General features: G+C 73.2%; 21 protein-coding genes. 14 read left to right on the forward strand and 7 right to left on the reverse strand.

Annotated features, from left to right (window positions below; genetic code table 11):
* From B5D66_RS00275 to B5D66_RS00285, 3 genes are all read left to right on the forward strand, one after another.
* On the forward strand, positions 1-2721 hold a 2721-nt coding region (locus tag B5D66_RS00275; RefSeq protein ID WP_144290670.1), incomplete at its 5' end, for a response regulator.
* Positions 2722-2791: 70 nt separating this feature from the next.
* Positions 2792-5203 carry a SpoIIE family protein phosphatase gene (locus B5D66_RS00280; protein WP_235000590.1) on the forward strand — a complete coding sequence of 804 codons (2412 nt, stop codon included), beginning with the start codon at positions 2792-2794 and terminating at the stop codon, positions 5201-5203.
* 112 nt (positions 5204-5315) lie between these two features.
* Positions 5316-6578, forward strand: coding sequence for a DUF5685 family protein (locus B5D66_RS00285; RefSeq protein ID WP_078759511.1), 1263 nt, complete (start codon positions 5316-5318; stop codon positions 6576-6578).
* Positions 6579-7229: 651 nt separating this feature from the next.
* On the opposite strand, the gene B5D66_RS00290 is transcribed toward B5D66_RS00285, so the two are convergent.
* On the reverse strand, positions 7230-7640 hold the full coding sequence (locus B5D66_RS00290; RefSeq protein ID WP_078759512.1) for an Rv3235 family protein: 411 nt from the start codon (positions 7638-7640) through the stop codon (positions 7230-7232).
* A gap of 426 nt (positions 7641-8066) precedes the next feature.
* Here B5D66_RS00290 and B5D66_RS00295 point away from each other — a divergent pair, with 426 nt between their 5' ends.
* From B5D66_RS00295 to B5D66_RS00330, 8 genes are all read left to right on the forward strand, one after another.
* Positions 8067-8891 carry a carbohydrate ABC transporter permease gene (locus B5D66_RS00295; protein ID WP_078759993.1) on the forward strand — a complete coding sequence of 275 codons (825 nt, stop codon included), beginning with the start codon at positions 8067-8069 and terminating at the stop codon, positions 8889-8891.
* Entirely contained in the window at positions 8888-9796 is a 909-nt protein-coding gene (locus B5D66_RS00300) for a carbohydrate ABC transporter permease (protein ID WP_078759513.1), read from the forward strand. The genes B5D66_RS00295 and B5D66_RS00300 overlap by 4 nt, the downstream gene beginning before the upstream one ends.
* Entirely contained in the window at positions 9793-10944 is a 1152-nt protein-coding gene (locus B5D66_RS00305) for a Gfo/Idh/MocA family protein (protein ID WP_078759514.1), read from the forward strand. The genes B5D66_RS00300 and B5D66_RS00305 overlap by 4 nt, the downstream gene beginning before the upstream one ends.
* Positions 10941-11855 (forward strand): DUF6807 domain-containing protein, encoded by a 915-nt coding sequence (locus tag B5D66_RS00310; protein WP_078759515.1) that lies wholly within the window; start codon positions 10941-10943, stop codon positions 11853-11855. The genes B5D66_RS00305 and B5D66_RS00310 overlap by 4 nt, the downstream gene beginning before the upstream one ends.
* A complete protein-coding gene (locus B5D66_RS00315; protein WP_078759516.1) occupies positions 11852-13390 on the forward strand; it encodes a glycoside hydrolase family 43 protein in 1539 nt (512 codons plus the stop codon). The genes B5D66_RS00310 and B5D66_RS00315 overlap by 4 nt, the downstream gene beginning before the upstream one ends.
* 148 nt (positions 13391-13538) lie before the next feature.
* Positions 13539-14867: an ABC transporter substrate-binding protein gene (locus B5D66_RS00320; protein ID WP_078759517.1), complete on the forward strand. Its 1329-nt coding sequence runs from the start codon at positions 13539-13541 to the stop codon at positions 14865-14867.
* Positions 14868-14915: 48 nt separating this feature from the next.
* Positions 14916-15815 carry an NAD-dependent epimerase/dehydratase family protein gene (locus B5D66_RS00325; RefSeq protein WP_078759518.1) on the forward strand — a complete coding sequence of 300 codons (900 nt, stop codon included), beginning with the start codon at positions 14916-14918 and terminating at the stop codon, positions 15813-15815.
* A gap of 296 nt (positions 15816-16111) precedes the next feature.
* The gene (locus B5D66_RS00330) at positions 16112-17146 is read left to right on the forward strand and encodes a LacI family DNA-binding transcriptional regulator (RefSeq protein WP_078759519.1); all 1035 of its coding nucleotides are present in this window, start codon (positions 16112-16114) and stop codon (positions 17144-17146) included.
* A 46-nt stretch (positions 17147-17192) separates the two neighbouring features.
* On the opposite strand, the gene B5D66_RS00335 is transcribed toward B5D66_RS00330, so the two are convergent.
* The 6 genes from B5D66_RS00335 to B5D66_RS00360 form a co-directional block, all read right to left on the reverse strand.
* Positions 17193-18509, reverse strand: a complete 1317-nt coding sequence (locus B5D66_RS00335) for a pectate lyase family protein (protein WP_078759520.1) — start codon at positions 18507-18509, stop codon at positions 17193-17195.
* Positions 18510-18595: 86 nt separating this feature from the next.
* Positions 18596-19681, reverse strand: a complete 1086-nt coding sequence (locus tag B5D66_RS00340) for a mandelate racemase/muconate lactonizing enzyme family protein (RefSeq protein WP_078759521.1) — start codon at positions 19679-19681, stop codon at positions 18596-18598.
* A complete protein-coding gene (locus B5D66_RS00345; protein WP_078759522.1) occupies positions 19675-20604 on the reverse strand; it encodes a 5-dehydro-4-deoxyglucarate dehydratase in 930 nt (309 codons plus the stop codon). The genes B5D66_RS00340 and B5D66_RS00345 overlap by 7 nt, the downstream gene beginning before the upstream one ends.
* 30 nt (positions 20605-20634) lie before the next feature.
* A complete protein-coding gene (locus tag B5D66_RS00350) occupies positions 20635-21516 on the reverse strand; it encodes a sugar phosphate isomerase/epimerase family protein (RefSeq protein ID WP_078759523.1) in 882 nt (293 codons plus the stop codon).
* A gap of 2 nt (positions 21517-21518) precedes the next feature.
* Positions 21519-22685 (reverse strand): dihydrodipicolinate synthase family protein, encoded by a 1167-nt coding sequence (locus tag B5D66_RS00355; protein WP_078759524.1) that lies wholly within the window; start codon positions 22683-22685, stop codon positions 21519-21521.
* On the reverse strand, positions 22682-23836 hold the full coding sequence (locus tag B5D66_RS00360) for a Gfo/Idh/MocA family protein (protein WP_078759525.1): 1155 nt from the start codon (positions 23834-23836) through the stop codon (positions 22682-22684). Before B5D66_RS00360 ends, B5D66_RS00355 begins: the two co-directional genes overlap by 4 nt.
* Positions 23837-24001: 165 nt before the next feature.
* Between B5D66_RS00360 and B5D66_RS00365 the strand changes: the two genes are divergently transcribed.
* The 3 genes from B5D66_RS00365 to B5D66_RS00375 all read left to right on the forward strand — a co-directional run bounded on the left by B5D66_RS00365 (position 24002) and on the right by B5D66_RS00375 (position 26969).
* Positions 24002-24814, forward strand: coding sequence for a glycerophosphodiester phosphodiesterase family protein (locus tag B5D66_RS00365; RefSeq protein WP_078759526.1), 813 nt, complete (start codon positions 24002-24004; stop codon positions 24812-24814).
* Between the two features lie 41 nt (positions 24815-24855).
* Positions 24856-26256, forward strand: coding sequence for an MFS transporter (locus B5D66_RS00370; protein WP_235000591.1), 1401 nt, complete (start codon positions 24856-24858; stop codon positions 26254-26256).
* A 62-nt stretch (positions 26257-26318) separates the two neighbouring features.
* Positions 26319-26969, forward strand: coding sequence for a hypothetical protein (locus tag B5D66_RS00375; RefSeq protein ID WP_078759528.1), 651 nt, complete (start codon positions 26319-26321; stop codon positions 26967-26969).
* The last annotated feature ends 8 nt before the right edge of the window (positions 26970-26977 follow it).

The following is a 26977-nucleotide window of genomic DNA, read 5'->3' on the forward strand; positions in this document are numbered from 1 at the left end:
AACACGATGGTCGACCAGCTCTCCTCCTTCGCCGGCGAGGTCACCCGCGTCGCCCGCGAAGTCGGCACCGAGGGCCGCCTCGGCGGCCAGGCCGAGGTCGAGGGGGTGTCGGGCACCTGGAAGCGGCTGACCGAGAACGTCAACGAGCTCGCCGGCAACCTCACCCGCCAGGTCCGCGCGATCGCCGAGGTCACCAGCGCGGTGGCCGAGGGGGACCTGACACGTTCCATCACGGTCGAGGCCTCGGGCGAGGTCGCCGACCTCAAGGACAACATCAACTGGATGGTCCGGTCGCTGCGCGAGACCACCCGCGCCAACCAGGAGCAGGACTGGCTCAAGTCCAACCTGGCGCGCGTCACCGGGCTGATGCAGGGCCACCGCGACCTCGCCGTCGTCGCCGACCTCGTCATGGACGAGCTGACCCCGTTGGTCTCCGCCCAGTACGGAGCGTTCTACCTGGCCGAGGAGACCCCGCGCGGCGTCGAACTGCGGCTGGTCGGCTCCTACGGCCGTCCCCGCGGCGAGGCCCCGGTGCGCTTCCGCCTCGGCGAGTCCCTGGTCGGCCAGGCCGCGCGCAGCCGCCGCACCATCGTGGTCGAGGACCTGCCGCCCGGCTACGTCGCGGTCTCCTCCGGCCTGGGCGAGGCCCCACCCAACACGCTGATCGTGCTGCCGATCGTGGTCGAGGAACAGGTGCTGGGAGCCCTGGAGCTGGCCTCGGTGCGTCCCTTCACCCAGATCCACCGTGATTTCCTCGAACAGCTCATGGAGATGGTGGGGGTCAACGTCAACAGCATCCTCGCCAACGCCCGCACCGACGAGCTGCTGGACGAGTCGCAGCGGCTGGCCGCCGAACTCCAGGCCCGTTCCGAGGAGCTTCAGATCCGCCAGGAGGAGTTGCAGCGCTCCAACGCGGAGCTGGAGGAGAAGGCCGCGCTGCTGGCCAGCCAGAACCGCGACATCGAGACCAAGAACCTGGAGATCGAGCAGGCCCGCCAGGAGCTGGAGATCCGGGCGCAGGAGCTCGCGCTGGCCTCGAAGTACAAGTCGGAGTTCCTGGCCAACATGAGCCACGAGCTGCGCACGCCCCTCAACAGCCTGCTGATCCTGGCGCAGCTGCTGGCCCAGAACCCCACCCGCAACCTCACCCCCAAGCAGGTGGAGTACGCGGGGGTCATCCACTCCGCCGGATCGGACCTGCTCCAGCTGATCAACGACATCCTCGACCTGTCCAAGGTCGAGGCCGGCAAGATGGACCTCAACCCCGAGCGGGTCTCGCTGCGCCGACTGCTCGACTACGTCGACGCGACCTTCCGCCCCCTCACCGGGCAGAAGGGACTGGAGTTTCGGATCAGCACCGACCCCGGGGTGCCCGCCGAGCTGTTCACCGACGACTCCCGGTTGCGCCAGGTCCTGCGCAACCTGCTGTCCAACGCGGTCAAGTTCACCGAGACCGGCCTGGTCGAACTGCGGATCTCGCCGGCCGAGGAGGCCGAGCTCCCCGCGGCGGTCCGCGCCCACGGACCGGCGCTGGCCTTCCGCGTCACCGACACCGGTATCGGCATCGCCGAGGACCAGCTGGAGGTGATCTTCGGCGCGTTCCAGCAGGCCGACGGCACGACCAGCCGCAAGTACGGCGGCACCGGGCTGGGTCTGTCCATCAGCCGCGAGATCGCCTACCTGCTCGGCGGTGCCGTCCACGCGACGAGCCGGGTCGGCGAGGGCAGCACCTTCACCCTGTACCTGCCCATCGCCCGCCCCGACTCCGAGGAGCAGGTCGAGGTCCTGGCCGGGACCCTCGACGTCGAGGAGGCCCGGACGGCTCCCGCCCTCACGGCTGCGGCCGACCCCCCGCAGCAGCGACGTCTGCTGGTCATCGAGGACCGCCCCCGTGGACTGCTGTCCCTGGTCGCCGAGAGCGCGGTCGCCGACCTCGCCGACGACCGCGGCCCGGCCGATCCGCGCGGCCCCGTGCAGGTCACCACCGCCGTGGGCGCCGAGGAGGCGGCGACCGCGTTGGCCACGGGCGCCTTCCACTGCGTCGTGCTGGAACTCGACATGGCCGACGGCGCCGCGCCGCGCTTCCTCAAGGCGCTGGACGGCGACCCCGCGCTGCGCGGGGTGCCGGTGCTGGCCCACCACAACCGGCGCCTGGACTCCGGCCTGGAGGAGCTGTTGCAGGAGCACGCGCAGGTCCGTCCGCTGGAGCTGCTTCCCAGCCTCGACGAGCTGCGGGAACGCATCGCCCTGCACCTGACCGCCGAGCGCCCCGACGCCGTGCTCCCCCTGGTGCGCCACGGTGGTGAGGCCGACGCCCCCGCCCCGGCCGAGGAGGCGGACGCGCCGCTGGCCGGGCGCACGGTGCTCGTGGTCGACGACGACGCCCGCAACGTCTTCGCGCTCACCGGGATCCTCGAACTGCACGGCATGCGGGTGCTGCACGCCGAGAACGGGCGGAAGGGCATCGAGACCCTGACCGCCACGCCGGGCATCGACCTGATCCTGATGGACGTGATGATGCCCGAGATGGACGGTTATGCCGCGACCGCGGCGATCCGGGCCATGCCCGAACACGCGCACCTGCCGATCATCGCGGTGACCGCCAAGGCCATGCAGGGGGATCGGGAGAAGAGCCTGGCCTCCGGAGCCGACGACTACATCACCAAGCCCGTCGACGCCCAGGAGCTGATCTCGAGCATCCGACGACGACTCGGTCTGTGAACCGCTGACCCCGTGAATCCGGGCGTGTCCCGCCCGCCCGGCCCCGCAGAGTATCGAGGAGTGGCGGACCGTGGAGTCCCCCCATCTGCCCACGAGCAACGACGCCGGTGAACTGGCCAGGACCACCTCCCCCGGCGTGGACGACACGCCGGACGTCCTACGGGACGATGAGACCCTGGCCGGCCGGCTGGCCGCCACCGTCGAACGGCTGCGCCGCCAGCTCCGCGACGCCGAGACCGCGGCCGACGCCAGGTCCCTGATCGAGCTCGCCAAGGGCATCGTGATGGAACGCCTCCAGTGCGGTCCGGCCCAGGCGGCCCGGCAGCTCAGGGAGCTGGCCACGACGGCGCAGCTGCCGCTGTTGGAGCTGGCCGCCGACATCGTCAACCAGACGGCGGGCGACCCCCTCGCCTTCGCCATCTCCGGTGATGCTCCTCCGCCTCCCCGGGGATCCTCCTCCCCGTCGCCGGCCGTCCGGCTGCGCACCGCGGAATCGGGCATCCTCGCCGCCGGTGAGACCCAGGCCGCGGCCGCGTCCCTGCTCGACCACGCGCTGGCGCCGCTCGGCGCGAGCGCGCTGGCCGTCTGGGCGTGCGCCCCCGACGGGTCGCTGACCCTGGCCGGGCACGCCGGGTTCACCTCGGCCGAGGCCGTCCGCTGGCGCTACGTCCCGCCGGGGGTGGGCACCCTCGCCCAACGGGTGCTGCGGCTGCGCCGCCCCTTGTGGGACCCCTCCTCGGTGGAGTCCTCGGCACCCTCCATCGGGGGGCGCGACCTGACCGGCGATCGCGTCGTGCTGCCCGCCGAGACCAACGGGCGGCTGCTGGGGGTGCTGGAGATCTGCTGGCCCGGCCCCTTGGAGCCGTTGCCCCCCGCGGTGCAACGCCAGCTGGAGGCGCTGGCCGAGCTGTGCGCGCGCACCCTGGACGACAACGCCGGCGAGGCCGTCGGGACCGGCGAGATCGAACCCGTCTCCCCGCTCACCGACCTGGCCGACAGCCTGCTGGACCCCGCGCTCGTCCTGCACCCGTGGCGGGACGGGGAGGGGCGGGTGACCGACTTCCTCATCGCCTACACCAACGAGCACTTCGCGGACCTGGCCGGCCGTCCCCGAGCCGACGTCACCGGCCGCCTGCTCCTGGAGGTCTACCCCCTGGCCGCGCTGGAGGGGGGCCTGTTCGACAAGGTCGAGCACGTCCACGCCACCGGAGAGCCCTTCCACAGCGAGCGCATGATCTTGTCCTCGCTCGTCGACCAGGTCCCCATCTCCTCGGTGGCCGCGGTCGGCATCGGCCGCTACGGCGACGCCGTCCTCCTGACGTGGCGGGTCCAGGACGAGGCCGCCCGGCTGGCGGCGCTGTTGCAACACGCGCAGCGGCTGGGCCGCATCGGCGGTTTCGAGGAGAACACCGCGACCGGCGAGATCACCTGGAACAGCCAGCTGTTCGCCCTGTACGGGCTGCCGCCCACCGCGGCGCCGATCCCGTTGGAGCAGTTGCGGTCCCACTCCCACCCCGACGACGCGGTGGCCATCGGACGCTTCCTGCGCACCGTCCTGCACCATCGGCGCCCGGCCTCCACCGCGTTCCGGCTCCAACGTCCCGACGGGGTGGTGCGCCACATCCGCGTCGTCGCCGAGCCGGTCACCGACGCGGGAGGCCACCTGGTCGCCGTGCGCGGCGCCTACCAGGACGTCTCGGCCCAGCACTGGACCGAGGTGGCGTTGGCCGCCACCCGCGACCGGCTGGCCGACACCGAACAGCGCGCGGCCGAGCGCAACCGGCTGGCGTTGCAGCTCCAGCAGGCCATCATGCCGCCCGCGCCGCCGCCGATGGACGTGTCGGGCCTGCGGGTCGCGGTCCGCTACCGCCCCGCCGAGAAGGAGCACCTGGTCGGCGGCGACTGGTACGACGCCGTCGCCCTGCCCACCGGGCAGGTGCTGCTGGCCGTGGGGGACGTGGCCGGACACGGCATCGAGGCGGCCACCGGCATGGTCGTGCTGCGCAACGCCCTGCGCGGTCTCGCCGCGACCGGGGCCGGGCCGGCCCAGCTGCTGGGCTGGCTCAACACCGTCGCCTTCCACCTGACCGAGCAGGTGACCGCGACCGCGGTGTGCGGGGTCTACGATCCCCCGACCGGTGTACTGCGCTGGTCACGTGCCGGGCACCTGCCGCCGGTGCTGCTCCGGGAGGAGTCGGCCGAACCCCTGCCGCTGCCCGGCGGCATCCTGCTGGGCGCGGTCCCGGACGCCTCCTACGACGAGGAGGAGCTGGAACTGCGCCCCGGCGACACCCTGTTGATGTACACCGACGGCCTGATCGAGCGGCGGGACCGCTCCCTGCAGCACTCCCTGGACCGGTTGCTCACGCTGGCCCGCAGACCGGTGGAGGGAGGGCTGGAGGAGCAGCTCGACCACCTGCTCACCCACGGCAACGCCGACACCGACGACGACACGTGCCTGATCGGTGTGCGGCTGAACTGAAATCCGCCGGAAAAGCCCGAAAACCGACTGTCCTCCCGGGATCCCGGCCGCGTCCCAGAACGTCGAAGATCACGTCCACGGGACAACAGAACAGATAAGTAGGTCTCAAGGGATGTTCGGGATTTTGCGCCCATGTCGGCATGCCCTGCCGGACGGACTGGCCGACGAATGGACGGGACACCTGTGCGGCATGTGCCTCGCCCTACGCGACGACCACGGCCAGGCCGCGCGGGTGGCCACCAACTACGACGGCCTGGTGATCTCGGTGCTGGTGGCGGCTCAAACGCCGGGCGGCACCCCGACACGCACCGCGGGACCCTGCCCGCTGCGCGGGATGCGACGGGCCGAGGTCGCCCGCGGCGAGGGGGCCAGGCTCGCGGCGGCGGTGTCGCTCGTCCTGGCCTCGGCCAAGGTCGACGACCACGTGCTCGACGCCGACGGGCTCTACGGGCGGCGCGCGGTGCGCGGCGCAGCGCGGCGGCTGGCCGGCCACTGGGCGCGCGCCGCCCGGCGCAGCGGCGGCGAACTCGGGTTCGACGGGGGCGCCCTCCTGACCGTCGTGGAGCGCCAGCGCGAGGCCGAGGAGGCGGCCGGCCCCGGTGGTGACGTGCTGTCGGTGACCGCCCCCACCGAGGAGGCCACCGGCCAGGCCTTCGCCCACACGGCCGTGCTGGCCGGCCGGCCGCACAACGCCGACCCCCTGCGCGAGGCCGGCCGGCTGTTCGGACGCATCGCCCACCTGCTCGACGCGGTCGAGGACCGCGAACGCGACGACGCGACCGGAGCCTGGAACCCCATCTCCGCGACGCAGACGCCGATCGACGAGATCCGCCGGCTGTGCGACGACGCGGTGCTGGGGGTGCGCCTGGCGCTGGCCGAGACGGCGTTCGACGACGACCGCCTCGTCCGGGCGCTGCTGGAGGACGAGCTGGCCAAGGCGGTGCGGCGCACCTTCGGGCACGCCGGCCACTCCTACGGGGGCCCGCACCACCCCCACGGGCATCCCGGACACCCCACGCCCCCTCCCGGCCGCCCGCACGGCGACGGATACCACGGACACGGCGGGTCGCACGGCCCCACGGACGCCGGCCGCGGCGGATGGCGGCCCGCGCAGGGGCGCGGGTCGTGGTGCGACCGCTGCTGCGAGGGGTGCACCTGCGAAACCCCGAAGCTGCACTCGCCGCCCAAGCAGCGGGGACCGATCACCGGGTGCGCGATCTTCACGTGGATGTGCTGCACCTGCCAGTTCTGCTGCCGCGACCCCCATCCGGGACCGTGGTCGGGCAAAGCGCGGGACAGCTGGTGCAACGCCTGCGAGTGCTGCCAGTGCTGCGAGGTCTGCCGCTGCTGCGAGTGCTGCGACTGCGGGTTGTGAACGCGGTGGGGCGGGGAGGCGACCCCGCCCCACCGGTGCTCGACGAGGGAGGTCCGTCGTCGGACCGGCGACGCGCGTGGGCGGAGCGGCACGCCCTCGACCTGCGGACGCCGCCCGGGGGTGGTGCGGGGTGGGCGAACGGCGGAGGCCATCAGGGTCGACGGTGGGCGATGGCGCGACGGAGGGACGGGAGGCGTCCCGGAGACGGCCCGGGGCGCCCACGTGGTTCCGCTCGGAGGGTCCGTGGCGGGGCCGGTCCCGCCACCGTGCCCGCTCGGTCCTCGCCCCCAGGCGCCGTCCCACCGGTTCACCGCGTCCCCGGCCGTCTCCGCGGTCCCGGCCTGCGGCGGCGCTCGCCGCCGGCCCGTCCGGCCGGTGCCGGCGTGCTCCATGGACCGCCTCGGCACGGGAACGGCGCGCCCGCGCGTGGCCGACCGCGCTTCTCGCCGGCGGCGCGGACTCCCCGCTGAGGCCGGTCGAGGATCGGAGTCGCCGGAAAGGGCGGCGCCCGCCCCACGTGGACCGGGCGGGACGAGGCCGGGCGGGGCGGAGGCCACCGCGTGCCCACGCCCCCGCTCGGACCCCCGCGTCCGGCGAGGCCGGGCACGGGGAGCGACATGGGAAGGCTTCGGCACCACGACGTCTCCGGGGTCAGCGGCCGAGGTCGGTCTCCAGACGGGTGCACAACCACGCCCGTGACATCCAGTCCACGCGAAGCGCGAGTGCGCGATGCCGGCCGCCGCACACCACGACCGCGCTCACCTCGGTGATCCCGGGCGCCGGACAGCGGAGGTGGGCCCGTCCCAGCCGGGGCCGGACCGGGGTCGCATACCCTCCCGCCCTGCGCCGCAGCGCCTGGTAGGCCCGGCCGGTCATGCGGTCGCGCAGATGGACCGGATCACGGTGGCCGGCGAGGACCTCGGCGACGCACAACGCGAACTGGGACAGTTCCCTGGCCCGGCGCTCCCGTCCGGGTTCGGCGCCGCCACCCGGGCACGCGGCGGCGCGGACGGCGGGACGGGACTGGGGCTGACGGTGCGCGTGGGGGACGGGGGTGAACATCCGTCGTCTCCTCTTCATGGAGGGGCGGCGGCGTTCCGGCCCTGGGACACCGGAACGCTCCGCCGGGGACGGCGGTCCGGACGGGCCGCCATGGTTTCAGAGGGACGACGGTGCTTCCCGTGCCAGGTGGAATACCGGCTTTACCGCGGAACCGGGGGATCGGCGATCCCCGGAAAGGACGTGCGCGTTTTCCCGCGGACGGCCCGCCGTCGCTTTTCGATCCGATGACGGGAGCGTTTCCAGGGCCGTTGACATTGATTTCCGCGCTGTCTACATTTCTCGGCAAGCGCTTTCCGCAATGGACCAAGCAAAGGAGCTGGTGGCGTGGCAACCGTCACCGAAGGGCGTCGCGCGCAAGCCGCTCCGCGCCGCGGCCTCCGTCACAGATGGACTCCGTACCTGCTCATCGCACCCTCGGTGCTGCTGATGATCGTCTTCCTGCTGTACCCGATCCTCAGCGTGTTCTACTACAGCCTCCAGCACTACAACGTGACCGAGCCGTGGAACAACGGTTTCGCCGGGCTGGAGAACTACCGGACCATGCTGTTCGAGGACCCCCTGTTCTGGCGCAGTCTGGGGTTCACCGCGCAATGGGTCGGTTGGGAGGTCATCCTCCAGCTGCTGTTCGGGCTGCTCCTGGCGCTGATCGTCAACGAGACCTTCCGGTGGCGCGGCCTGGCCCGGGCCACCGTCTTCGCCCCCTGGGTGGTCTCCGGCGTCCTCACCACCGTGCTGTGGACGCTGCTCTACAGCCCCACCACCGGTTTCCTGCGGTTCCTCTCCGACCTCGGCATCGGCTCGCCGGGGACCGCGGTCCTGGCCGATCCCGACACCGTCTTCGGCGCCGCGGTGCTCGCCGAACTGTGGCGGGGCGTCCCCTTCTTCGCCATCCTGTTGCTGGCCGACCTCCAGACCATCTCCAAGGACCTCTACGAGGCGGCGTCGGTGGACGGCGCCGGCCGGCGGCGCCGCTTCCTGCACATCACGCTGCCGCACCTGAAGAACGCGATCATCCTGTCCACCCTGCTCCGCGCGATCTGGGAGTTCAACAACGTCGACCTGCTGTACACCCTGACCGGCGGCGGCCCCGCGAACGCGACGACCACCCTGCCGCTCTACGTCGCCCAGCAGGCCGTGGACTCCTACGAATTCGGCTACGGGGCGGCGCTGACCACCGCGTCCTTCGGGCTGCTCCTCATCTGTTCCCTCGTCTACCTGCGTCTGAGCAGGTTCGGAGGTGACCGCGCGTGACCGTCGACCGCGCCGTCCACGCCCCCGTCCAGCCCCCCGGCCAGGGGAGCGCTCCCAGCGGGACCCGTCCCCCCGCCCCCGCCCCGCCGCGGCGACGCCCCCGGCTGCCGCGCTGGGAGATCGCCGTCCCGCTCACGCTCTACCTGCTGTTCACCCTGATCCCGTTCTACTGGATGGTGCTCTACGCCATCCGCCCCGCCGGCACCACGGGCATCGTGCCCTGGCCGCTCACCCTGGAGCACTTCGACACGGTGTGGAACGGCATCGGCTTCGGGGCCTACTTCGCCAACAGCATGAAGGTCGGCGTCGCCGCGCTGGTCGCGACGTGCGTGGTGGCCCTGTCGGGCGGGTACGCGCTGGCGCGGTTCTCCTTCCGGGGAAAGCGGTTGTTCATGGTCGCGATGCTGGGCACCCAGTTCATCCCCGGCGCGATGATGCTGATCCCGCTGTTCGAGCTGTTCAGCATGCTCAACCTGACCGACAGCCTGTGGTCCCTGGTGATCGCCAACACCGTCTTCCAGCTCCCCTTGTCGCTGATCCTGCTCAGCGGCTTCGTCCGCAACATCCCGGTGGAACTGGAGGAGGCGGCCTGGGTCGACGGCTGCTCGCGGATCCGCGCCTTCTTCGCCGTCGTGCTGCCGATGCTGCGTCCCGGCCTGATCGCCGTCGGCTCCTTCGCCTTCATCGACTCGTGGAACAACTTCCTGTTCGCCTTGATGTTCATCAGCTCCCAGGACAAGTACACGATCCCGGTCGGGCTGAGCTACACCATCGGCGAGTTCAGCGTCGACTTCGGGGCGCTGGCCGCCGGGGGCGTGGTCGCCGCGGTACCGGTGGTGATCGTGTTCGCCTTCATCCAGCGCTTCCTGGTGCAGGGCATGAGCGCCGGGGCGGTGAAGGGATGAGCGGGCCGGTCCCGGTCGTGCTGGCCGGCGCGCACGGGCACGGCCGCTGGCACCTGGACAACCTCCGCAGGCTCGCCGCCGCCGGACGGATCCGGCTCGTGGGGGTGTGCGACCCGGTGCCGGTGACCCGGGCGGACCTGGCCGGGCTGGGCGAGCCGGAGCAGTCGACGGACCTGGGCGAACTGGTACGGCGTACCGGCGCGGCCGTCACCGTCCTGGTCACCCCGATCCACACCCACCTGGACCTGGCCCGCACCGCCCTCGCCGCGGGCTCCCACGTCCTGTTGGAGAAGCCCCCCACCGCGACCCTGGCGGAGTACCGGCTGTTGCGCGCGGAGGTCGCCCGAAGCGGGCTGGCCTGTCAGGTGGGCTTCCAGAGCCTGGGCTCCGACGCGCCGGAGGCGGCCCGCGCGCTCGCCGCCTCCGGCGCGGTCGGCGACATACTCGGGGTGGGTGCCGCCGGCGCGTGGGTGCGCACCTCGGCCTACTACGCGCGGGCCCCCTGGGCCGGCCGACGGCGCATGGACGGGGTGGACGTCGTGGACGGCGCGCTGACCAACCCGTTCGCGCACGCCGTGGCGACCGCGCTGGCCCTGGCCGGCGCCGAGCGGTCGGTGGCCGGCGGGGTGGAACTGGAACTGTTCCACGCCCACGAGATCGACGCCGACGACACCTCCTGTCTGCGCCTGCGCGCTCCCGGTGGATATCCGGTGACGGTCGCGGTGACCCTGTGCGCGCGGTCCCGCCACGACCCCTACGTCAGCATCAACGGCACCCGAGGACGCGTCCGGCTCTACTACACGCTCGACGAGGTCCACCTGGAGATCCCCGGCGCCGGACCACGGGTGAGCACCCACCCCCGCACCGACCTGCTGGAGAACCTCCTCGACCACCTCGCGGACGGAACACCGCTCCTGGTGCCGCTCGAACGCACCGAGGGGTTCATGACGGTGCTGGAGGCCGTGCGCACCGCCCCCGACCCGCGCCCCATCCCGGCCACGGCCCAGGAGGTCGCCACCGGACCCGACGGGGTGGGGCGCGTGGTGACCGGGGTGGAGGGGCTGGTCGCGCGCAGCGCCTACACCGGCCGACTGTTCTCCGAGCTGGGAGTCCCCTGGGCCGCCTCGACGACGGGAGCGCGACGATGACCCGACCGATTCCGACCTCCCCCACCTCCACGGGCCGGCAGACCCCGACGCTGCTGCGCGTGGCCGGCCGGGTGGTGGCCGAACACCACGACGGAACGGGACTGGAGCCGCGGCTGGCGCCGCGACCGCACCTGCACCCGGTGTCCACCCTCGCGGGAACGGTCGTCACCGAGACGCGGCCCGCCGACCACCCCCACCACCTGGGCGTGGGCGTCGCCGTTCCCGACGTGGGCGGGACCAACTTCTGGGGCGGGCGGACCTTCGTCCGCGACCAGGGACCCACCTGGCTGGACGACCACGGCGCGCAACTCCACCGCGCCTGGTCACGGCGCCACGCGGAGGAGCACACCGAGCTGATCTCCTGGCAAAGCCGCGACGGCGAGGAGGTGATCGCCGAGGAGCGCCGGACGCGGGCGCTGGCGCTGGACGAGCGCGCCTGGGCGCTGGTCCTGGACGTCGGCCTGCGCAACGTCTGCGGAGGGGAGCTGCGCCTTGCCAGCCCGGCCGTGAAGGGACGCCCCGGAGCCGGCTACGGCGGTTTCTTCTGGCGCGCGCCGCGCGCCGCCCTGCCCCCGCGCTGCCTGGGCCCCGGGGTCCAGGGCGAGTCGGCGCTGCACGGCTCGACCGCCGCGTGGCTGGCGCTGCTGGGGACCCGGGATGACGGCGCCCGGTGGACCCTGGTGTTCACCACGCCGGGAGAGGAGCGCGACCCCTGGTTCCTGCGGGCCGGCGAGTACCCCGGCGTGGGGGCCGCGCTGGCCTGGGATCGGCCACGCTCGATAGGGGCGGAGGAGGTCCTGCGCAGGCGCGTCGTCACGGTCGTGGCCGACGGCCATCCCTCCCCGGCCGAGCTGGAACGGCTCGCGGCGACCGCGCGCGAGCGCGCGGCCGACCCCGGGGAGGCGGGGTGAGGGCGGCGCCCGCGACCGCCGCGAGCTACCGCAACCCGGTGCTGGCCGCGGACTTCTCCGACCCCGACGTGATCCGGGTGGGGGCCGACTACTACCTCGTCGCCTCCAGCTTCCACCGCGTTCCCGGGCTGCCCGTCCTGCACTCGCGCGACCTCGTCGACTGGTCCTTCCTCGGCCACGCGCTGGCGCGCCTGGAACCGGAGGAGCACTACGCGCTGCCCCGTTGGGGTGGTGGGGTGTGGGCCCCGGCGATCCGCTACCACGCGGGGCTGTTCCGGATCTTCTATCCCGACCCCGACCACGGCCTGTTCGTCGTCACCGCCCCCGATCCACGGGGACCGTGGAGCCGCCCGATCCCGCTCAAGGAGGGCGCCGGCTACATCGACCCGTGCCCGTTGTGGGACGGCGAGGACGCCTACCTGGTCCACGCCTGGGCGCGCAGCCGCAGCGGGGTGGCCAACCGCCTGACCCTGCACCGGATGAGCCCGGACGGCACCCGGCTGTTGGACCGGGGGCGCGTGGTCGTCGACGGTGACCTCATCCCCGGCTGTCACACCCTGGAAGGCCCCAAGCTTTACCGGCGCGACGGCTGGTACTGGATCCTCGCGCCGGCGGGCGGTGTGACGGACGGCTGGCAGTCGGCCTTCCGCTCCCGCTCCATCGACGGCCCCTACGAGCACCGTGTGGTCATGGCGCGCAACGGCGGGCCGATCAACGGCCCCCACCAGGGCGCGTGGGTGAGCGCCCCGGCCGGTGACGACTGGTTCGTGCACTTCCAGGACCGGGGCCCGTTCGGCAGGGTCGTCCACCTACAGCCGATGACATGGCGCGCCGACGGGTGGCCGGTCATCGGCTTCGACGACGGGTCGGGGTGCGGGACGCCGGTGGAGGTCCACCCGCGTCCCCTCTCCCCCGCCCCGGCCGCGCCGCTCCTCACCGCCCACGACGACTTCCGCGGCGGCCCGGGGCCGCGGTGGACCTGGCAGGCCAACCCCCGGGCGGGATGGCTGGTGGAGTGCGACGGGCTGGGGCTGGTCTGTGTTCCCGACGTCGGCGGCGGGGATCTCACCGCGGTCCCGCACGTGCTGGGTCAGCGGCTGCCCGCCTTCCCGTGCACCGTCACCACCCGGGTCCGCCTGGAGTCGGACGCCTTGGGGGCCGTGGCCGGGCTGACCGTGCTCGGCGACACCTTCGGGTGGGTGGGCCTGCGCCGTGGGCCGTCGGGCCCGGAGGTGGTGCGGGGCGAAGGACCGGGCGTCGCTGGAGGGCCGGCGGAGGTCACGCGTCCGCTGCCCGGGGAAAGCGAGGTCGGGCTGCGCGTCGACATCGACGCCGACGCCCGGTGCCGCTTCCTCGTCGACGACGGGACGGGCTGGTCCGGGCTGGGCCCGGCCTTCACCGCCTCCCCCGGGCGTTGGGTGGGGGCGACGTTGGGGTTGTTCGCCCTCGGTCCGGCGGGCGCGGAGCGGGCCACCGGACACGCCGTCTTCCGCTTCTTCCGGGTGGAGGCGGCATCGGCCGCCCCCTACCCGTGACATCCCAAGGCCGCCGACCGAACCGTTGACTCCCCCCTCTCCCCGTGCCACTCTTCCATGTAAGCGCTTTCCAACCCAGCGCGTGGGCCCGCCCCACGCGACCGGCCACGGGGGTCACGCAGCACCAGGCTCACGAAGGGAAACCACCATGCCCCGTTCGCACCGCCTCCGCCGCTCCCGGCGCCCCCTCCAGGCCGCCGCGCTCGCCACCGCGGCAGCACTCCTGTTGTCCGCCTGTGGTTCGGGATCCGATGACGGCACGGTCCGGCTCACCTTCTGGGACAACAACGCCGGTCCCGACCGCACCCCGCTGTGGGAGCACATCATCGCCGAGTTCGAGCAGGCCAACCCCGGTATCGAGGTCGAGTACGTGGGCATCCCCTCGGCCCAGGTCCAGCAGAAGTACGACACCGCGATCGCCGGCGAGGCACTGCCGGACGTGGGCGGCGTCTCCACCGCCTACCTGTCCAACCTCAGCGGCCGCGAGGCCCTGGTCGCACTGGACGACCGGCTCGCCGAAAGCGACCTCGCCGACCGGCTCAACAGCGGGTTCGTCGAGAACGTGCGCGCGGCGGCGGCCGACGGCAACCTCTACGCCCTGCCCACCAGCGCCAACATCGGCATCATCTGGTACCGGCCGGACTGGTTCGCCGAGGCCGGCGTCGAGGAGCCCGAGACGTGGGAGGAGTTCTTCACCGCGGCCGAGGAGCTCACCGACCCCGCGGAGAACCGCTACGGCTTCACCATCCGCGGGGGCGCCGGCTCCATCCCCCAGGTCCTGGAGGAGATCTACGCCATCTCCGGGATCACGTCCTTCTTCCGCGAGGACGGCACGACCACCGTGAACGACCCGGCCAACGTCGAGGCGCTGGAGCGGATCGCCGCGATGTACGACGAGCAGACGCCCAGCGCCGACATCAACAACGACTACCCCAAGATGGTCGCCCAGTTCACCGGCGGTGACGTGGCCATGCTCCACCACAACCTGGGCTCCTACGCCAACCACGTCGAGGCGCTGGGCGAGGAGGGGGTCGTCGGCACCCCCCTGTGGCCCAGCGAGGAGACCGGGCGGCACACGATCGTGTCGAACCCGACCGACGGGGTGGGCGTCTTTCGCAGCAGCGAGCACCAGGAGGAGGCGTGGAGGTTCGTCGAGTTCGTCGCCTCCAGCGAGATGAACTCCTACTGGAACGAACAGGTCGGCCAGATCCCCGCCAACCTCGACGTCCAGAACGAGGAGTGGGTCAACGCCAACCAGGCGCTCGCCCGGGCCTCGGAGATCATGAACGACGACGCCACGGTCCTCGTCCAGCTCCCCTACTACCTGCCGCAGTTCAACTCCATCGTCAAGACCGACCTGGAGCCGCTGTACCAGCAGGTCCTCCTCGGCGAGATGAGCGCGCAGGAGTTCCTGGACACCGCCGCGCGGCAGCTCGACGAGGCCGAGGCCGAGTACCGCGAGCGCCACGGCGCCTGACCCCGCCCGCCCCACCGGCGCGGTCTCGACGAGAAGGGAAACCCGACCATGCGTGTCCTTGTCACCGGCGGCGCGGGACGGCTCGGCCGCAGTGTCGTGGCCGTCCTGGCCGAGCGCGGCCACGACGTCACCTCGGTGGACCTCTCCCCCGAGGGCCCGCCGGTCCCCGGCGTACGGCATCTGCGCGCCGACCTGCTCGACGAGGACGCCCGCGCGGAGGCGTTCGCCCGGACCCGTCCCGAGGGCGTGGTCCACCTCGCGGGGATCGCGGTGCCCTTCAGCAGGCCCGACACCGTCATCCTCGACGTCAACACCCGGCTGGCCTGGGCCGTGCTGAAGGCCGCGGTGGACCACGGCGCCCGCTCGGCCGTGGCGGCCTCCAGCCCGACCGTCCTGGGATACGGGGCCGACGGCTGGCGGCCGGCCCACCTGCCGCTGACCGAGGAGCACCCCGTACTGCCGTGGCACGCCTACGGCCTGTCCAAGGTGATCGTGGAGGAGGCGGTGCGCACGCTGGCGCGCGCCCACCCGGGCGCCTGCGCGTTCGCCTCGATCCGGCCCGGATACGTCATCGCGCCCGAGGAGTGGGCGGGGGCCCCGACCCAGCAGGGGCACACCGTCGCCGAACGGCTGGAGCGCCCCGAGCTGGCCGCCGCGTCGTTGTTCAACTACGTCGACGCGCGCGACGCGGCCGAGCTGTTCGCCCTGGTCCTGGAGCGGCCCGGGGCCGTCGCGCCCGGGCAGGTCCTGCACGCCGTGGCCGACGACGCGCTGGCCACCGAGCCGCTGGCCGAGCTGTTGCCGCGGTTCCATCCGGGGACGGCCGGCCTGGCCGCCCGACTGACCGGAACGGCCCCGGCCTTCTCCAGCGCGCGGGCGCGGGCGCTGGGGTGGCGGCCCCGGCGGCTTTGGCGCGCGGAGCTGGGCGCCGCGGACCGGGGACGGTGAGCCGGGCCGCGACGCGCGAGGGCGCGGCCCGGTGCCATCGCCCCGCCGTGCCCGTGCGCGGGACGGCGGAGCAGGCGGGCGGCCACGGGCGACCTCGGGCGGTTCGGGCCCAGGACGGTCGCCCGTGGCCGCCGACGGCCGGACCGGTGCCATGGCCGACGCCGCTGTCGGGGGCCGTCGTGAAGATAAGCGTCGTCCCGGCTCGCCCGGTGGCGCGCGGCCTCCTATGATCAGGTAGGAAAGAGCTTTCCCGAAGGCGCGCCCGCCCGTGCGTCCCCCGCCCGTGAGAGGTGTCCGTGAGCAACGGTTATGTGACGTTGGAGCAGGTGGCCCGGCACGCCGGAGTCTCCCTGGCGACGGCCTCCCGGGTCCTCAACGGCAGTACCCGACAGGTCGGGGAGAAACTACGGGAGCGCGTCACCGCGAGCGCCCACGAACTGGGCTACCTCGCCAACGCCTCCGCCCAGACGCTGGCCCGCAACACCAGCACGCTCGTCGGCCTGGTGGTCCACGACATCGCCGACCCCTACTTCTCCAGTATCGCGGCGGGCATGACGGAGGTCGCCGAGGAGCAGGGACTCGTCGTCGTCTTGGGCACCACCGGACGGGCGGCACGCCGCGAGGCCCAGCTCCTGGCCACCCTGCGCTCGCACCGGGCGCGCGCCGTCGTGCTGGTCGGCAGCCGCACGATCGACGAGGCCAGCACCCGTCAGCTGGCCGAGGAGGTGGACAGGTTCACCGCGCAGGGCGGCCGGGTGGCCTGCGTGTCCCAGGAGGGGCTGCCCGCCGACACGATCGTCCCGGACAACCGGGCCGGCGCGGCGGAGCTGGCCCGCCGGCTCACCCAACAGGGACACCGGAGGTTCGCGATCCTGGCCGGCCCCACCGACCTGCGTACCGCGCGCGACCGCCTGGACGGCTTCCACGCGGCGCTGTCGCAGGCCGGTGCCGAACTGGCCCCCCACAACGTGGTCCACGGGGCGTTCACGCGCGATGGGGGATATGAGTCGACGCGCCGGCTGCTGGCCGGGGGGACCGACGCGACCTGCCTGTTCGTCGTCAACGACGTCATGGCCACCGGCGCCATGGCCGCGCTGCGCGAGGCGGGGATACGGGTGCCCGAGGACCTGTCCGTCGCCGGGTTCGACGACATCCCCACCCTGCGCGACCTGACGCCGGCCCTGACGACGGTGCGCCTGCCGCTGGAGTGGATGGGTCGGGAGGCCGCGCGCCTGGCGCTGGAGGGCGACGCCCCCGCGCACCCGCGCACCGTCGCGGTCAGCGGCGAGGTGGTCCTGCGCGAGAGCACCGCCCCGCCGGCGACCGCCTGACCCCGGCGTCCGCCGCGGCACGGCCCGGTGCCGCGGCGGACGTCACTCACAGGATGCGCCCGGTCCCGGCGTGCGCGCCGACCTTGGCGGCGACGCTGGCGGCCGGGTCGACGCGCCCGCTCCGCTCGGGCCGCCAGCCGACGTCGGAGCCCAGGTCGGGGTCGTGGGCGGCGTTGTGGGCCGCGAGCAGGTCGACCCGGTGCCATCGCGAGACGCCGTTGACCAGGGTGTTGGCCTCGTCGATCGCGGTGCCGCCCCAGGCCCGGACGACCTGTGCGGGCTCGATGCCTTCTCCCAGGTCGAAGCGGTTGTTGCGAGCGTAGATCATCGACTCGACTCCGACCCCCCAGGAGTAGACGTACTCCTTCTCCCCCTCGGGGGCTGCCGGGACGACGTAGTGGTTGTTGTAGACGTGGACCTGGCCGTAACGGACCCGCGGGGCCCGTTGCAGGATGTTGTCGAACCGGTTGTGGTGCAGTGTCACCCGGAGCCGGCCGCGGTCGCGATCGGGCCGGTCGGTGTTGCCGATGAGCATGGTCTTGTCGTGGTCGGCGAAGACGTTGTAGGAGAGGGTGACCAGGTCGGAGCCGTCCACGACGTCGAGGAGGCCGTCGTGGACCTGGTACTCATACCCCCAGTGCTCCTCGTTGGCGCTGTCGGGGTGGGCGCCGTCGGAGAACTCGTTGTGGTCCACCCACACGTGGGTGGAGTTGCGTACGGTCAGCCCGTCGTATTCGGCGTTCCACTCCCCCGGTTCCCAGTGAGGGAAGCAGTCGCGGGGGCTCTCGAAGGCGAGGTTGCGCACGATGACGTTGTCGGCGTCGCGGATGGTGATGGAGGCGCCGACGATACGCGCGTCGTCGCCCAGCCCGATGAGGGTGGTGTTGGAGCCGATGTCGACCGAGATGCTCTCGGCCTGGTTGCGCGCCGAGCGCTGGCGCGCCTCCTCCAGGGGGCCGGTGATCTCGGCCTCCGTGTAGTGGGCGGGATCGTAGGTGGCCAGGTAGGCCTCCTTGTCGTAGGCGGGGTCGGCGTAGTCGGCGCAGGTGGGGGCCTGTCCGTCGGGGCCCTCCGCGGCGTGGATCGTGCCGTCGACCGCGACGATCCTGGGGGTGGAATCGGGGTCGGACAGGGCGGCGCGCAGCTGCGCCCAGTCGCGCACCACGTGGACGTCGGCGGGTTTCGCGGCGGACCCTCCGGTGGTCCCGCCCTCGTGGGCGGCCCAGCCGTCGTCCGGGGCGAGCGTCTGGCGGGCCACGCGCTCGACGCGCGGGGAGAGGGGGCCGGCGGCGTGCGCGGCCGGAGCGGTCAACGGCAACAGGGCCGCGGCGGTGACGAGCGCCACGGGGGTGGCTATGCGCATCCGTTCCTCCTTCGCCCGGTCCGTCGCTGCGCGGACCGGTGGGGTGTGGGTCGCGGTGCCGCGCGCCCCGGGCGGCACCGGTGGTGTCAGGGGACCTGGGGCGCGGGCGTGTCGACGGCGAACTCCAGGCCGTGCCCCGCGCCGCCCTCGACGTAGGCCCGGCCTTCGCGTACCTCCACCCCGCTGGGCCGGGTGAGCGCCCCGAGCGCGGCGAAGGAGGCCTGGTCGATGTCCTCCACCATGGAGACCATCGGCACGCACAGCGCGAGCTGGGCGGACAGTTCCGGCAGCAGGTGGGGAGCGACCGGCACGCTGTGGTCGGCGGCGAGCTCGGCGACACGCAGGAAGGGGGTGATGCCGCCGACGCGCACGACGTTGGGCTGGGCCACGTCGCAGATCCCGGCCTCCAGCGCGGCGCGGAACTCCCGCACGGTACGCAGGTTCTCGCCGAGCGCGAACGGCACGTCGGTGGCCGAGCGCAGCCGGACGTGCGCGGCGAGGTCGTCGGCGGGCAGCGGCTCCTCGATCCAGTAGGGGTCGTGCCGTTGCAGACGGCGCATCGCGCGGACCGCGCCGGGCAGGTCCCAGCGTTGGTTGGCGTCGAGCATGAGCCGCCGGTCGGGGCCGATGATGTGGCGGACCTCGGCGACGCGCTCGTCGTCGCGGCCGGGATCGGGTGAGCCGACCTTGATCTTGATCGCCGTGTGGCCGCGGTCCAGCCAGCCACGCACCTGTTCGGCCAGCTCCGGGAGGGGGAGGTCGAGGTTGACGCCGCTGCCGTAGGCCGCCACGTGGTCACGGCGGCGGCCGATCAGGTCGGTCAGCGCGACCCCCGCGGCGCGGGCCTGGAGGTCCCACAGGGCGATGTCGATCGCCGCGACGGCCATGGCGGTCAGCCCGCCGGTGCCCGCGTCGCGCAGGTGGCGGATCAGGTCGGCCCACCGAGGCCCCGGGTCGGCGGGCCGGCCCGAAAGCGCGGCCGGGCAGTCCTCGCGCACCAGGGCCAGTACGGCCCCGGCCCCGACGCCGGGGGTCCAGGCGAAGCCGGTGCCCCGCGCCCCGCCCTGGGCGTCGACGCGCACGACGACGATGTGGTTGGCGTCCACCCCGCCGTCCCAGGCACGGGCGAGGGGCAGCCGACGGGCCGTGGCCGAGATCCCCTCGATCAGCACTCCGAGGCCCCCGGGGCGGCGGACTCCTTGACCGCGGCGAGCCCGGCGTCGATGATCGCGCCGAGCTCGACGAGCTCGGCGGGTGTGGGGTCGGTGAAGGGCGGACGCACCCCTCCGGCCGCCCCGCCGCGCAGTTCCAGGCCGGCCTTGACCAGTGCGACGGCGTAGCCGGGGGTGCGGTCGCGCAACCGGCCGAGCGGACGGTAGAACACCTCGAGCAGGGTGTCGGCGAGCGGGTCGCCGGCACGCACCGCCCACTGGAACGCCGTGGCGACCTCCGGCACGAAGGCGAAGGCCGCCGACGAGTACAGGGGGACGCCGATACCGGTGTAGGCGCGCACGGTCAGTTCTGCGGTCGGCAGGCCGTTGAAGAAGGTGAAGTCGCTGCCGCGCCGTTCCCGCACCGCCATGACGATGCGGGCCATCCGGTCCAGGTCGCCCAGTCCGTCCTTGATGCCGATGACGCCGGGGATCCCGGCGATCTCGGCGGCGCACTCGGGGGTGAGCGCCATCGTGCCGCGCTGGTAGACGATGACGGGCGTCTTCGCCTCGGCGGCGACCGCGTGGACGTAGTCGACCAGGCCGCGCTGGGGCGCGCCGACCAGGTAGGGCGGAAAGAGCAGGACCGCGTCGGCGCCGAGGTCGCGCGCTGCCACGGCCTGGTCGATCGCGGTGCGCAGGCCGCCCGCGGCGCCGGCGACCACCGGGACCCCGCCTCCCGCGGCGGTGACGGCCGCGCGCACCACGCGCGCGTGCTCGGCCGTGGACAGGGCGTGGATCTCACCGGTGCCACAGGCGGCGAACACGCCGCCGGGCCGGTGTTCCAGGCCGGACCGCAGGTGGCGTTCCAGGGCCGCCTCGTCGAGCCGGCCTCGCGCGTCGAAGGGGGTGACGGGGAAGAAGAGGATGCCGTCGAACTCCATGGATGCCTCCTTGAGATGGGAACGCGGCGGCTAGACGACGTGCTGGACGTGGCGGCGCAGGAGGGTCGCGACGGTCGCGTCGCCGTCGGCCGCCCAGACGTCGGCGTTGAAGACCTCCACCTCGATGTCGCCGGCGTAGCCGGCGGCGTCGGCCTGTTCCCGCAGCGCGCGCACGTCGATGTGGCCGTCGCCGACCATGCCGCGGCCCAGCAGGGCGTCGGCGGGCAGGGGCAGGACCCAGTCGCAGGCCTGGAACAGCGCGATGCGTGGCCCCGCCCGGCGGATCTGCGCGTCGACCTGCGGGTCCCACCAGATGTGGTAGGCGTCGAGGACCACCCCGACGGTCTCGACCGGGAACCGTTCGGCGAGGTCGAGAGCCTGACCGAGCGTGGACAGCACGGCGCGATCGGCGCAGAACATGGGGTGGAGGGGTTCCAGGGCGAGGCGGACACCGCGCTCCTGCGCGTGGGGCACCAGCAGCGCCAGTGCCTCGGCGGCGCGTGCGCGCGCGCCGGCCAGGTCCCGGCTGCCCTCGGGGAGCCCGCCCAGGACCATCACCAGGCAGGCGGCACCGATCTCGGCTGCCTCGTCGATGGCCCGGCGGTTGTCGTCGAGGGCGGCGGTCGAGTCGTGGCCCGTCAGGAAACCCGCGCGGCAGTAGGAGGAGACGCGCAGGCCGGCGTCACGCACCAGCCGGGCGGTGCGCGCCGTCCCGAACGCGGCGACGGGCTCGCGCCACAGTCCCACCGCGGGGATGCCGGCCCGCAGGCATCCGTGGACGACCTCGCGCACCCCCCAGCGGTCGACGGTCTTCTGGTTGAGCGAGAGCCGGGACAGCCGCGGGTCGCCGGGGGCGGGCGTGGAGATGGCGGCGGGCAGGCCGGAAGGGACGTCGACAGCGGTGGGGGCCATGGTCATCGGGCCACCCCCGCCACGTCGAGGAACCATCGCATGCGCCGGGCGGCCAGGTCCGGGTCGGTGAGCGCCCCCGCGGCGTCGGCGAGTCGCAACGCCTCGGCCAGGTGCAGCGGGGAGCGCGCGGCCTGCAATCCGGCCACCATGGTGAACCCCGGCTGGTGGCCGTTGAGCCAGGCCAGGAAGGCCACGCCGGTCTTGTAGTAGTAGGTGGGCGGGGCGAACAGGTGGCGGGCCAGGGGCAGGGTGGGGGCGAACAGGGCGTCATAGCGCGCGTCGTCGCCGTCGTCGAGGGCGCGCAGGGCGGCGGCTGCGACGGGCGCGATCGCGGCGAACGCGCCGAGCAGCGCGTGGGAGTGGCGGCTGCCGTCCCCCCGGATCAGCGACGGGTAGTTGAAGTCGTCCCCGGTGTACAGGCGTACGCCCTCGGGCAGCAACGCCCGCAGCCGTGTCTCCAGTTCGGCGTCGAGCAGGGATACCTTGATCCCCTCGACGGCCGGGGCGTGGGTCGCGATCAGCTCGGCGACCACGGGTACCGCGTCGGCCGGGTCGTCCTTCCCCCAGTATCCGGCGAGCGCCGGATCGAAGGCCGTGCCGAGCCAGTGCAGGATCACCGGGCGGCGGACCTGCCGCAGCAGCTCCCCGTAGACCTCGGCGTAGTCCTCGGGGCTGCGGGCCAGGGCGGCCAGGTGCCGGCTGGCCATGAGCACGGGCGTGACCCCGGCCTCCTCGGCGACGGCGAGCTGCTCGGTGTAGGCCGCGACGATCTCCGCCGAACGCGCGGGGACGCTGTGGAGCTGGTCGGTGCCGACGCCGCAGGCCGACATCGCGCCGCGGGAGGCCGCCTCGGCCCCCGAACGGCGGATCAGCTCGGCGGTGGCCGGCCAGTCCAGGCCCATGCCGCGCTGGGCGGTGTCCATCGCGTCGGCGACGCCCAGCCCCAGATCCCACAGGTGGTGGCGGAAGGCCAGGGTGGCGTCCCAGTCGAGCCGCGCGGGCGCTCCGGGGGTGTTGTCGGCGAGGGGGTCTGCGACCACGTGGGCCGCGGCGTAGGCGGTCCGGGACCGGATCGGCCCGGTGGCCGGGGGGAGGGCGATCGGGTCGCGCAGGGTGTGGACGGCCAGGGTGCCGTCGGGGCGGGGCAGCGTCACGGTGGGAGAGCTCACGCCAGTTCGACCTCCTCCAGCTCCACCCGCCGCCCCGAGCGTGAGGACTGCAACGCGGCCTCGGCCAGTTGCAGGCCCCGCGCTCCGGAGAGGAGGTCGTGCGGGAAGGGCTCCCCGGTGTGGACATGGCGCAGGAACCGTTCCCACTGGGCCCGGAAACCGTTGATGAACTCGCCGTTGTCGGGGACCTGCTGCCAGCGCCCCCGGTGGTCGTCGGACGTGGCGGTGTCGGGGTCCCACACCGCCCTGGGGGTGAGCGCCCGGTGCTGGATGCGGCAGCCGGTCAGGCCGGCGACGGCGCTGCCCTCGGTACCGTCCACCTGAAACTCCACGAGTTCCTCCCGGTCGACGCGGACCGACCAGGAGGAGTTGATCTGGGCGATGACCCCGCCGTCGAGTTCGAAGATCGCGTAGGCCGCGTCGTCGGCGGTGGCGGCGTAGGGGCGGCCCCGCTCGTCCCAGCGGCGCGGCACGTGGGTGACGGCGCGCGCGGTGACGGCCCGCACCGGGCCGAAGAGGTGTTCCAGGACGTAGTGCCAGTGCGGGAACATGTCGAGGACGATGCCGCCCCCGTCCTCGGCCCGGTAGTTCCAGCTGGGGCGCTGCGCCTGCTGCCAGTCCCCTTCGAAGACCCAGTAACCGAACTCGCCGCGGATGGACAGGATCCGCCCGAAGAAGCCGCTGTCGACGAGCCGGCGTAGCTTGAGCAGACCCGGCAGGAAAACCTTGTCCTGCACGACCCCGTTGCGCACGCCCGCGTCGCGGGCGAGCTTGGCCAGTTCCAGGGCCGCGTCCAGGGTCGCGGCGACGGGCTTTTCGGTGTAGACGTGCTTGCCCGCGCTGATGGCCGCGCGCACCGCGTCCTCGCGGGCGCTGGTGATCTGGGCGTCGAAGTAGATCTGGACGGTGTCGTCGGAGAGAACGGTATCGAGATCGGTGCTCCAGCGTTCGATGCCGTGCTGCCGCGCGATGTCGCGCAGCTTCGTTTCGGAGCGGCCCACCAGGATCGGTTCGGGGATGATCCGGTCGCCGTCCGGCAGTGGCACGCCACCGGCCTCCCGGATGGCGAGAACCGACCGTGTCAGGTGCTGGCGGTATCCCATGCGGCCGGTGACGCCGTTCATGGCGACGCCGAGCAGCTGAATGCCCATGTGCCCTACCTCTCGACCTTCGTGAGAAAGCGCTTTCCAAGCTACTTCAAACCCATCGGGAACGCCAGTGTCCGTTTCCGACCGCCGACCAGGACCGCCTTCCCGCCACACTTTTGAAAGCGCTTGCCCTCCCCTGCGGGACGCAGGAGCGGCCATACTGCTCGGGTGACCCTCACCTACCTCGACACGCCCACGCCGATCGGGCTGGCCCACCGTGGCGGGTGGCTGACCGACGCCTCCGGGCGGGTGCGCACCGAACTGGAGAACACCGTCCCCGCGTTCCAGAACGCGATCGACCTGGGGTATCGCTACCTGGAGACCGACGTGCACGCCACCCGCGACGGCGTGCTCGTGGCCTTCCACGACGCGACCCTGGACCGCGCCACCGACGGTTCGGGGGCCATCGCGGACCTCCCCCACGCGCGGGTGGCGCGCGCCCGGGTCGGCGGCGTCGAATCGGTCCCCCTGCTGGAAGACCTGCTGGGGACCTGGCCCGAGGCCCGGTTCAACATCGACGTCAAGGCCGACTCCGCCGTGGAGCCGCTGGCCCGGGTGTTGCGCCGGACCCGCGCCTGGGACCGGGTGTGCGTGGGCTCCTTCGACCAACGGCGGCTGGAGCGGGTCCGCCGAACGCTGGACCGTCCGGTCGCGATGTCCGCGGCGCCCTGGGATGTCGCGCGGCTGCGCCTGTCCTGCCTCTCCCCCCTGCTGCGCGGCCTGGCCCGACGCGGCGTCTCCTGCGCCCAGGTGCCGCTGCGCGCCGGAAATTTCCCCGTGGTCAGCCGCGACTTCATCGCCGCGGCACACCGGCTCGGTATGCAGGTGCACGTGTGGACGATCAACGATCCCGTCGTGATGGGCCGCCTCCTCGACGCCGGCGTCGACGGCATCGTCAGCGACGACGTGGTGGGCCTGCGCCGTGTGCTGGCCGAACGCGGCGCCTGGCCGACCACCACCGAGGCGCGCGCGTCCGCCTGACCCCCTGTCCCGACCGACCGGTCCGTCCGTTGGAGAGCCCCGTGTCCCTTCCCCCCGGTGCGTCGGCACCCCCCTCCCCCTCCGGTGACCCAGCCCGCTCCCCCTCCCGACGCCGGGAGTGGCGGGCCTGGTACATGTACGACTGGGCCGGTTCGGTCTTCTCCACCACCGTCATCACCGTCTTCCTCGGCCCCTACCTCACCACCATGGCCGAGGCCGCCGCGGGGCCCGAGGGACGGATCGAGCTGTTCGCCGGTTGGTCGGTGGACCCGACGTCGGTGTATCCCTACGCGACGTCGCTGTCGGTCCTGCTCCAGCTCGTGCTGCTGCCCGTCGTGGGCGCGCTGGCCGACTACACCGGGCGCAAGCGCGAGCTGATGGGCGTCTTCGCCTACCTGGGCGCGTTCGCGACGATGGGCCTGTACTTCGCCGACGGCCCCCTGGTGTGCGCCGCGCTGTTCGTGCTGGCCAACACCGCCTTCGGCGGCTCCTTCGTCGTCTACAACTCCTTCCTGCCCGACATCGCCGGGCCGGCCGAGCGCGATGCGGTGTCCTCGCGCGGCTGGGCCATGGGCTATCTGGGCGGTGCGCTGCTGCTGACGCTGAACCTGGTGCTGTACCTGTTCCACGGCGCGTTCGGGGTGACGGCCGAGCACGCGGTGCGGATCTGCATGGTGTCGGCCGGTGTCTGGTGGGCGCTGTTCGCCCTGATCCCGCTGGCCCGGCTGCGCAACCCGGCCCGGCCCCCCGCGACCGAGGAAAGCGGCGCCGCGCGCCCGCGGGGCGCCGGGGTGCTGGCAGGCGGTTTCGCCCAGTTGTGGCAGACCCTGAAGGGCCTGCGCGCCTACCCCCGGACGCTCCTTTTCCTGCTGGCCTACATCGCCTTCAACGACGGGATCCAGACCGTCATCGGTTTCGCAGCGGTCTTCGCCGATCAGGCCCTGGGGCTGGGCCAGGAGGTCCAGATCGGGACCATCCTGATGGTGCAGTTCGTCGCGTTCGGGGGAGCCCTGCTGCTCGGCGCGATCGCGCGCCGGCTGGGGACCAAGCGCACCATCCTGGCCAGCCTGGTGGTCTGGCTGGTGGTGGTGTCGGCGGCGCCGCTCCTTCAGGCGGGTTCGGTGCCGCAGTTCGTGGTGTTGGCCTTCTTCATCGCGATCGTGCTGGGCGGCACCCAGGCGCTGTCGCGTTCCCTGTTCTCCCACCTCATCCCGCGCGGCAAGGAGGCCGAGTACTTCGGCCTGTACGAGATCAGCGACAAGGGCTCGGCCTTCCTCGGCTCGCTCACCCTGGGGATCGCCCTGGACGTGACAGGCGGGGACTACCGCACGGCCATCCTCTCGCTGGCGTTGTTCTTCGTCATCGGTTTCGCCGCGCTGCTGGCCGTGAACATCCCCGCGGCCATCCGCGCCGCGGGCAACGAGGTGCCCGAGCGCGTGTGAGCCCGCTGCCTGGGGGCGGCCGGGCCGCGCCGGGCGCTTTCCGCGTGCGCTACGGTCGCCCCATGTCCGAACCCGTGGAGACAGCGTGCTCCCCCGTCACCGCCGACGATGTCGACCTCGCCGTGCGCCTCGCCGTGGACACCCTCCGCCAGGCCCCCGAGGCGGCCTGGGACGGCCCGGCCGGTCGCCTGGACTGGAGCTGCTGGGAGACCGCCGAGCACCTCGCCGACGACCTGTTCGCCTACGCGGCGCAGCTGGGTCCGCGCACCCCGCCGCTGGAGCGCGAGGTGCCCTTCGTGTGGGAGAGCCGTCGCCCCGGTGGTCCGGCCAACAGCGTCCACGCCGATCGGGGCGCGGGTCCGGCGGGCCTGTTGCAGGTGGTGGAGGCGAGCGGCGCGTTGCTGACGGCGATGGTGCGCGTCCGCCCGGCCGAAACGCGCGCCTACCACTGCCACGGGGTGTCGGATCCGGCGGGGTTCGCCGCGATGGGGATCGTCGAGACCCTGGTGCACACGCACGACATGGCGTTGGGGCTCGGCCTGGCCTGGCGACCGCCCGCGGGCCTGTGCGCGCGGGTGCTGGCCCGTCTCTTTCCCGACGTGCCGGCGGAGGCGGAGCCCTGGCCCACCCTGCTCTGGGCCACGGGACGCGGTGAGCTGCCCGGACGTCCTCGCCGGAGCTCCTGGCGCTGGTACGCCGAACCACGGGAATGAGCTTTTCC

The organism is Marinactinospora thermotolerans DSM 45154 (assembly GCF_900167435.1).
GTDB classification, from domain to species: Bacteria; Actinomycetota; Actinomycetes; order Streptosporangiales; family Streptosporangiaceae; genus Marinactinospora; species Marinactinospora thermotolerans.

Bases quoted from the DNA above. Each gene is read 5' to 3' on its own strand.
- B5D66_RS00335 (WP_078759520.1), bottom strand. From the start codon at position 18,509: ATGCGCATAGCCACCCCCGTGGCGCTCGTCACCGCCGCGGCCCTGTTG.
- B5D66_RS00295 (WP_078759993.1), top strand. From the start codon at position 8,067: ATGATCGTCTTCCTGCTGTACCCGATCCTCAGCGTGTTCTACTACAGC.
- B5D66_RS00345 (WP_078759522.1), bottom strand. From the start codon at position 20,604: ATGGAGTTCGACGGCATCCTCTTCTTCCCCGTCACCCCCTTCGACGCG.
- B5D66_RS00320 (WP_078759517.1), top strand. From the start codon at position 13,539: ATGCCCCGTTCGCACCGCCTCCGCCGCTCCCGGCGCCCCCTCCAGGCC.
- B5D66_RS00360 (WP_078759525.1), bottom strand. From the start codon at position 23,836: ATGGGCATTCAGCTGCTCGGCGTCGCCATGAACGGCGTCACCGGCCGC.
- B5D66_RS00285 (WP_078759511.1), top strand. From the start codon at position 5,316: ATGTTCGGGATTTTGCGCCCATGTCGGCATGCCCTGCCGGACGGACTG.
- B5D66_RS00310 (WP_078759515.1), top strand. From the start codon at position 10,941: ATGACCCGACCGATTCCGACCTCCCCCACCTCCACGGGCCGGCAGACC.
- B5D66_RS00325 (WP_078759518.1), top strand. From the start codon at position 14,916: ATGCGTGTCCTTGTCACCGGCGGCGCGGGACGGCTCGGCCGCAGTGTC.
- B5D66_RS00350 (WP_078759523.1), bottom strand. From the start codon at position 21,516: ATGGCCCCCACCGCTGTCGACGTCCCTTCCGGCCTGCCCGCCGCCATC.
- B5D66_RS00375 (WP_078759528.1), top strand. From the start codon at position 26,319: ATGTCCGAACCCGTGGAGACAGCGTGCTCCCCCGTCACCGCCGACGAT.
- B5D66_RS00305 (WP_078759514.1), top strand. From the start codon at position 9,793: ATGAGCGGGCCGGTCCCGGTCGTGCTGGCCGGCGCGCACGGGCACGGC.
- B5D66_RS00290 (WP_078759512.1), bottom strand. From the start codon at position 7,640: ATGTTCACCCCCGTCCCCCACGCGCACCGTCAGCCCCAGTCCCGTCCC.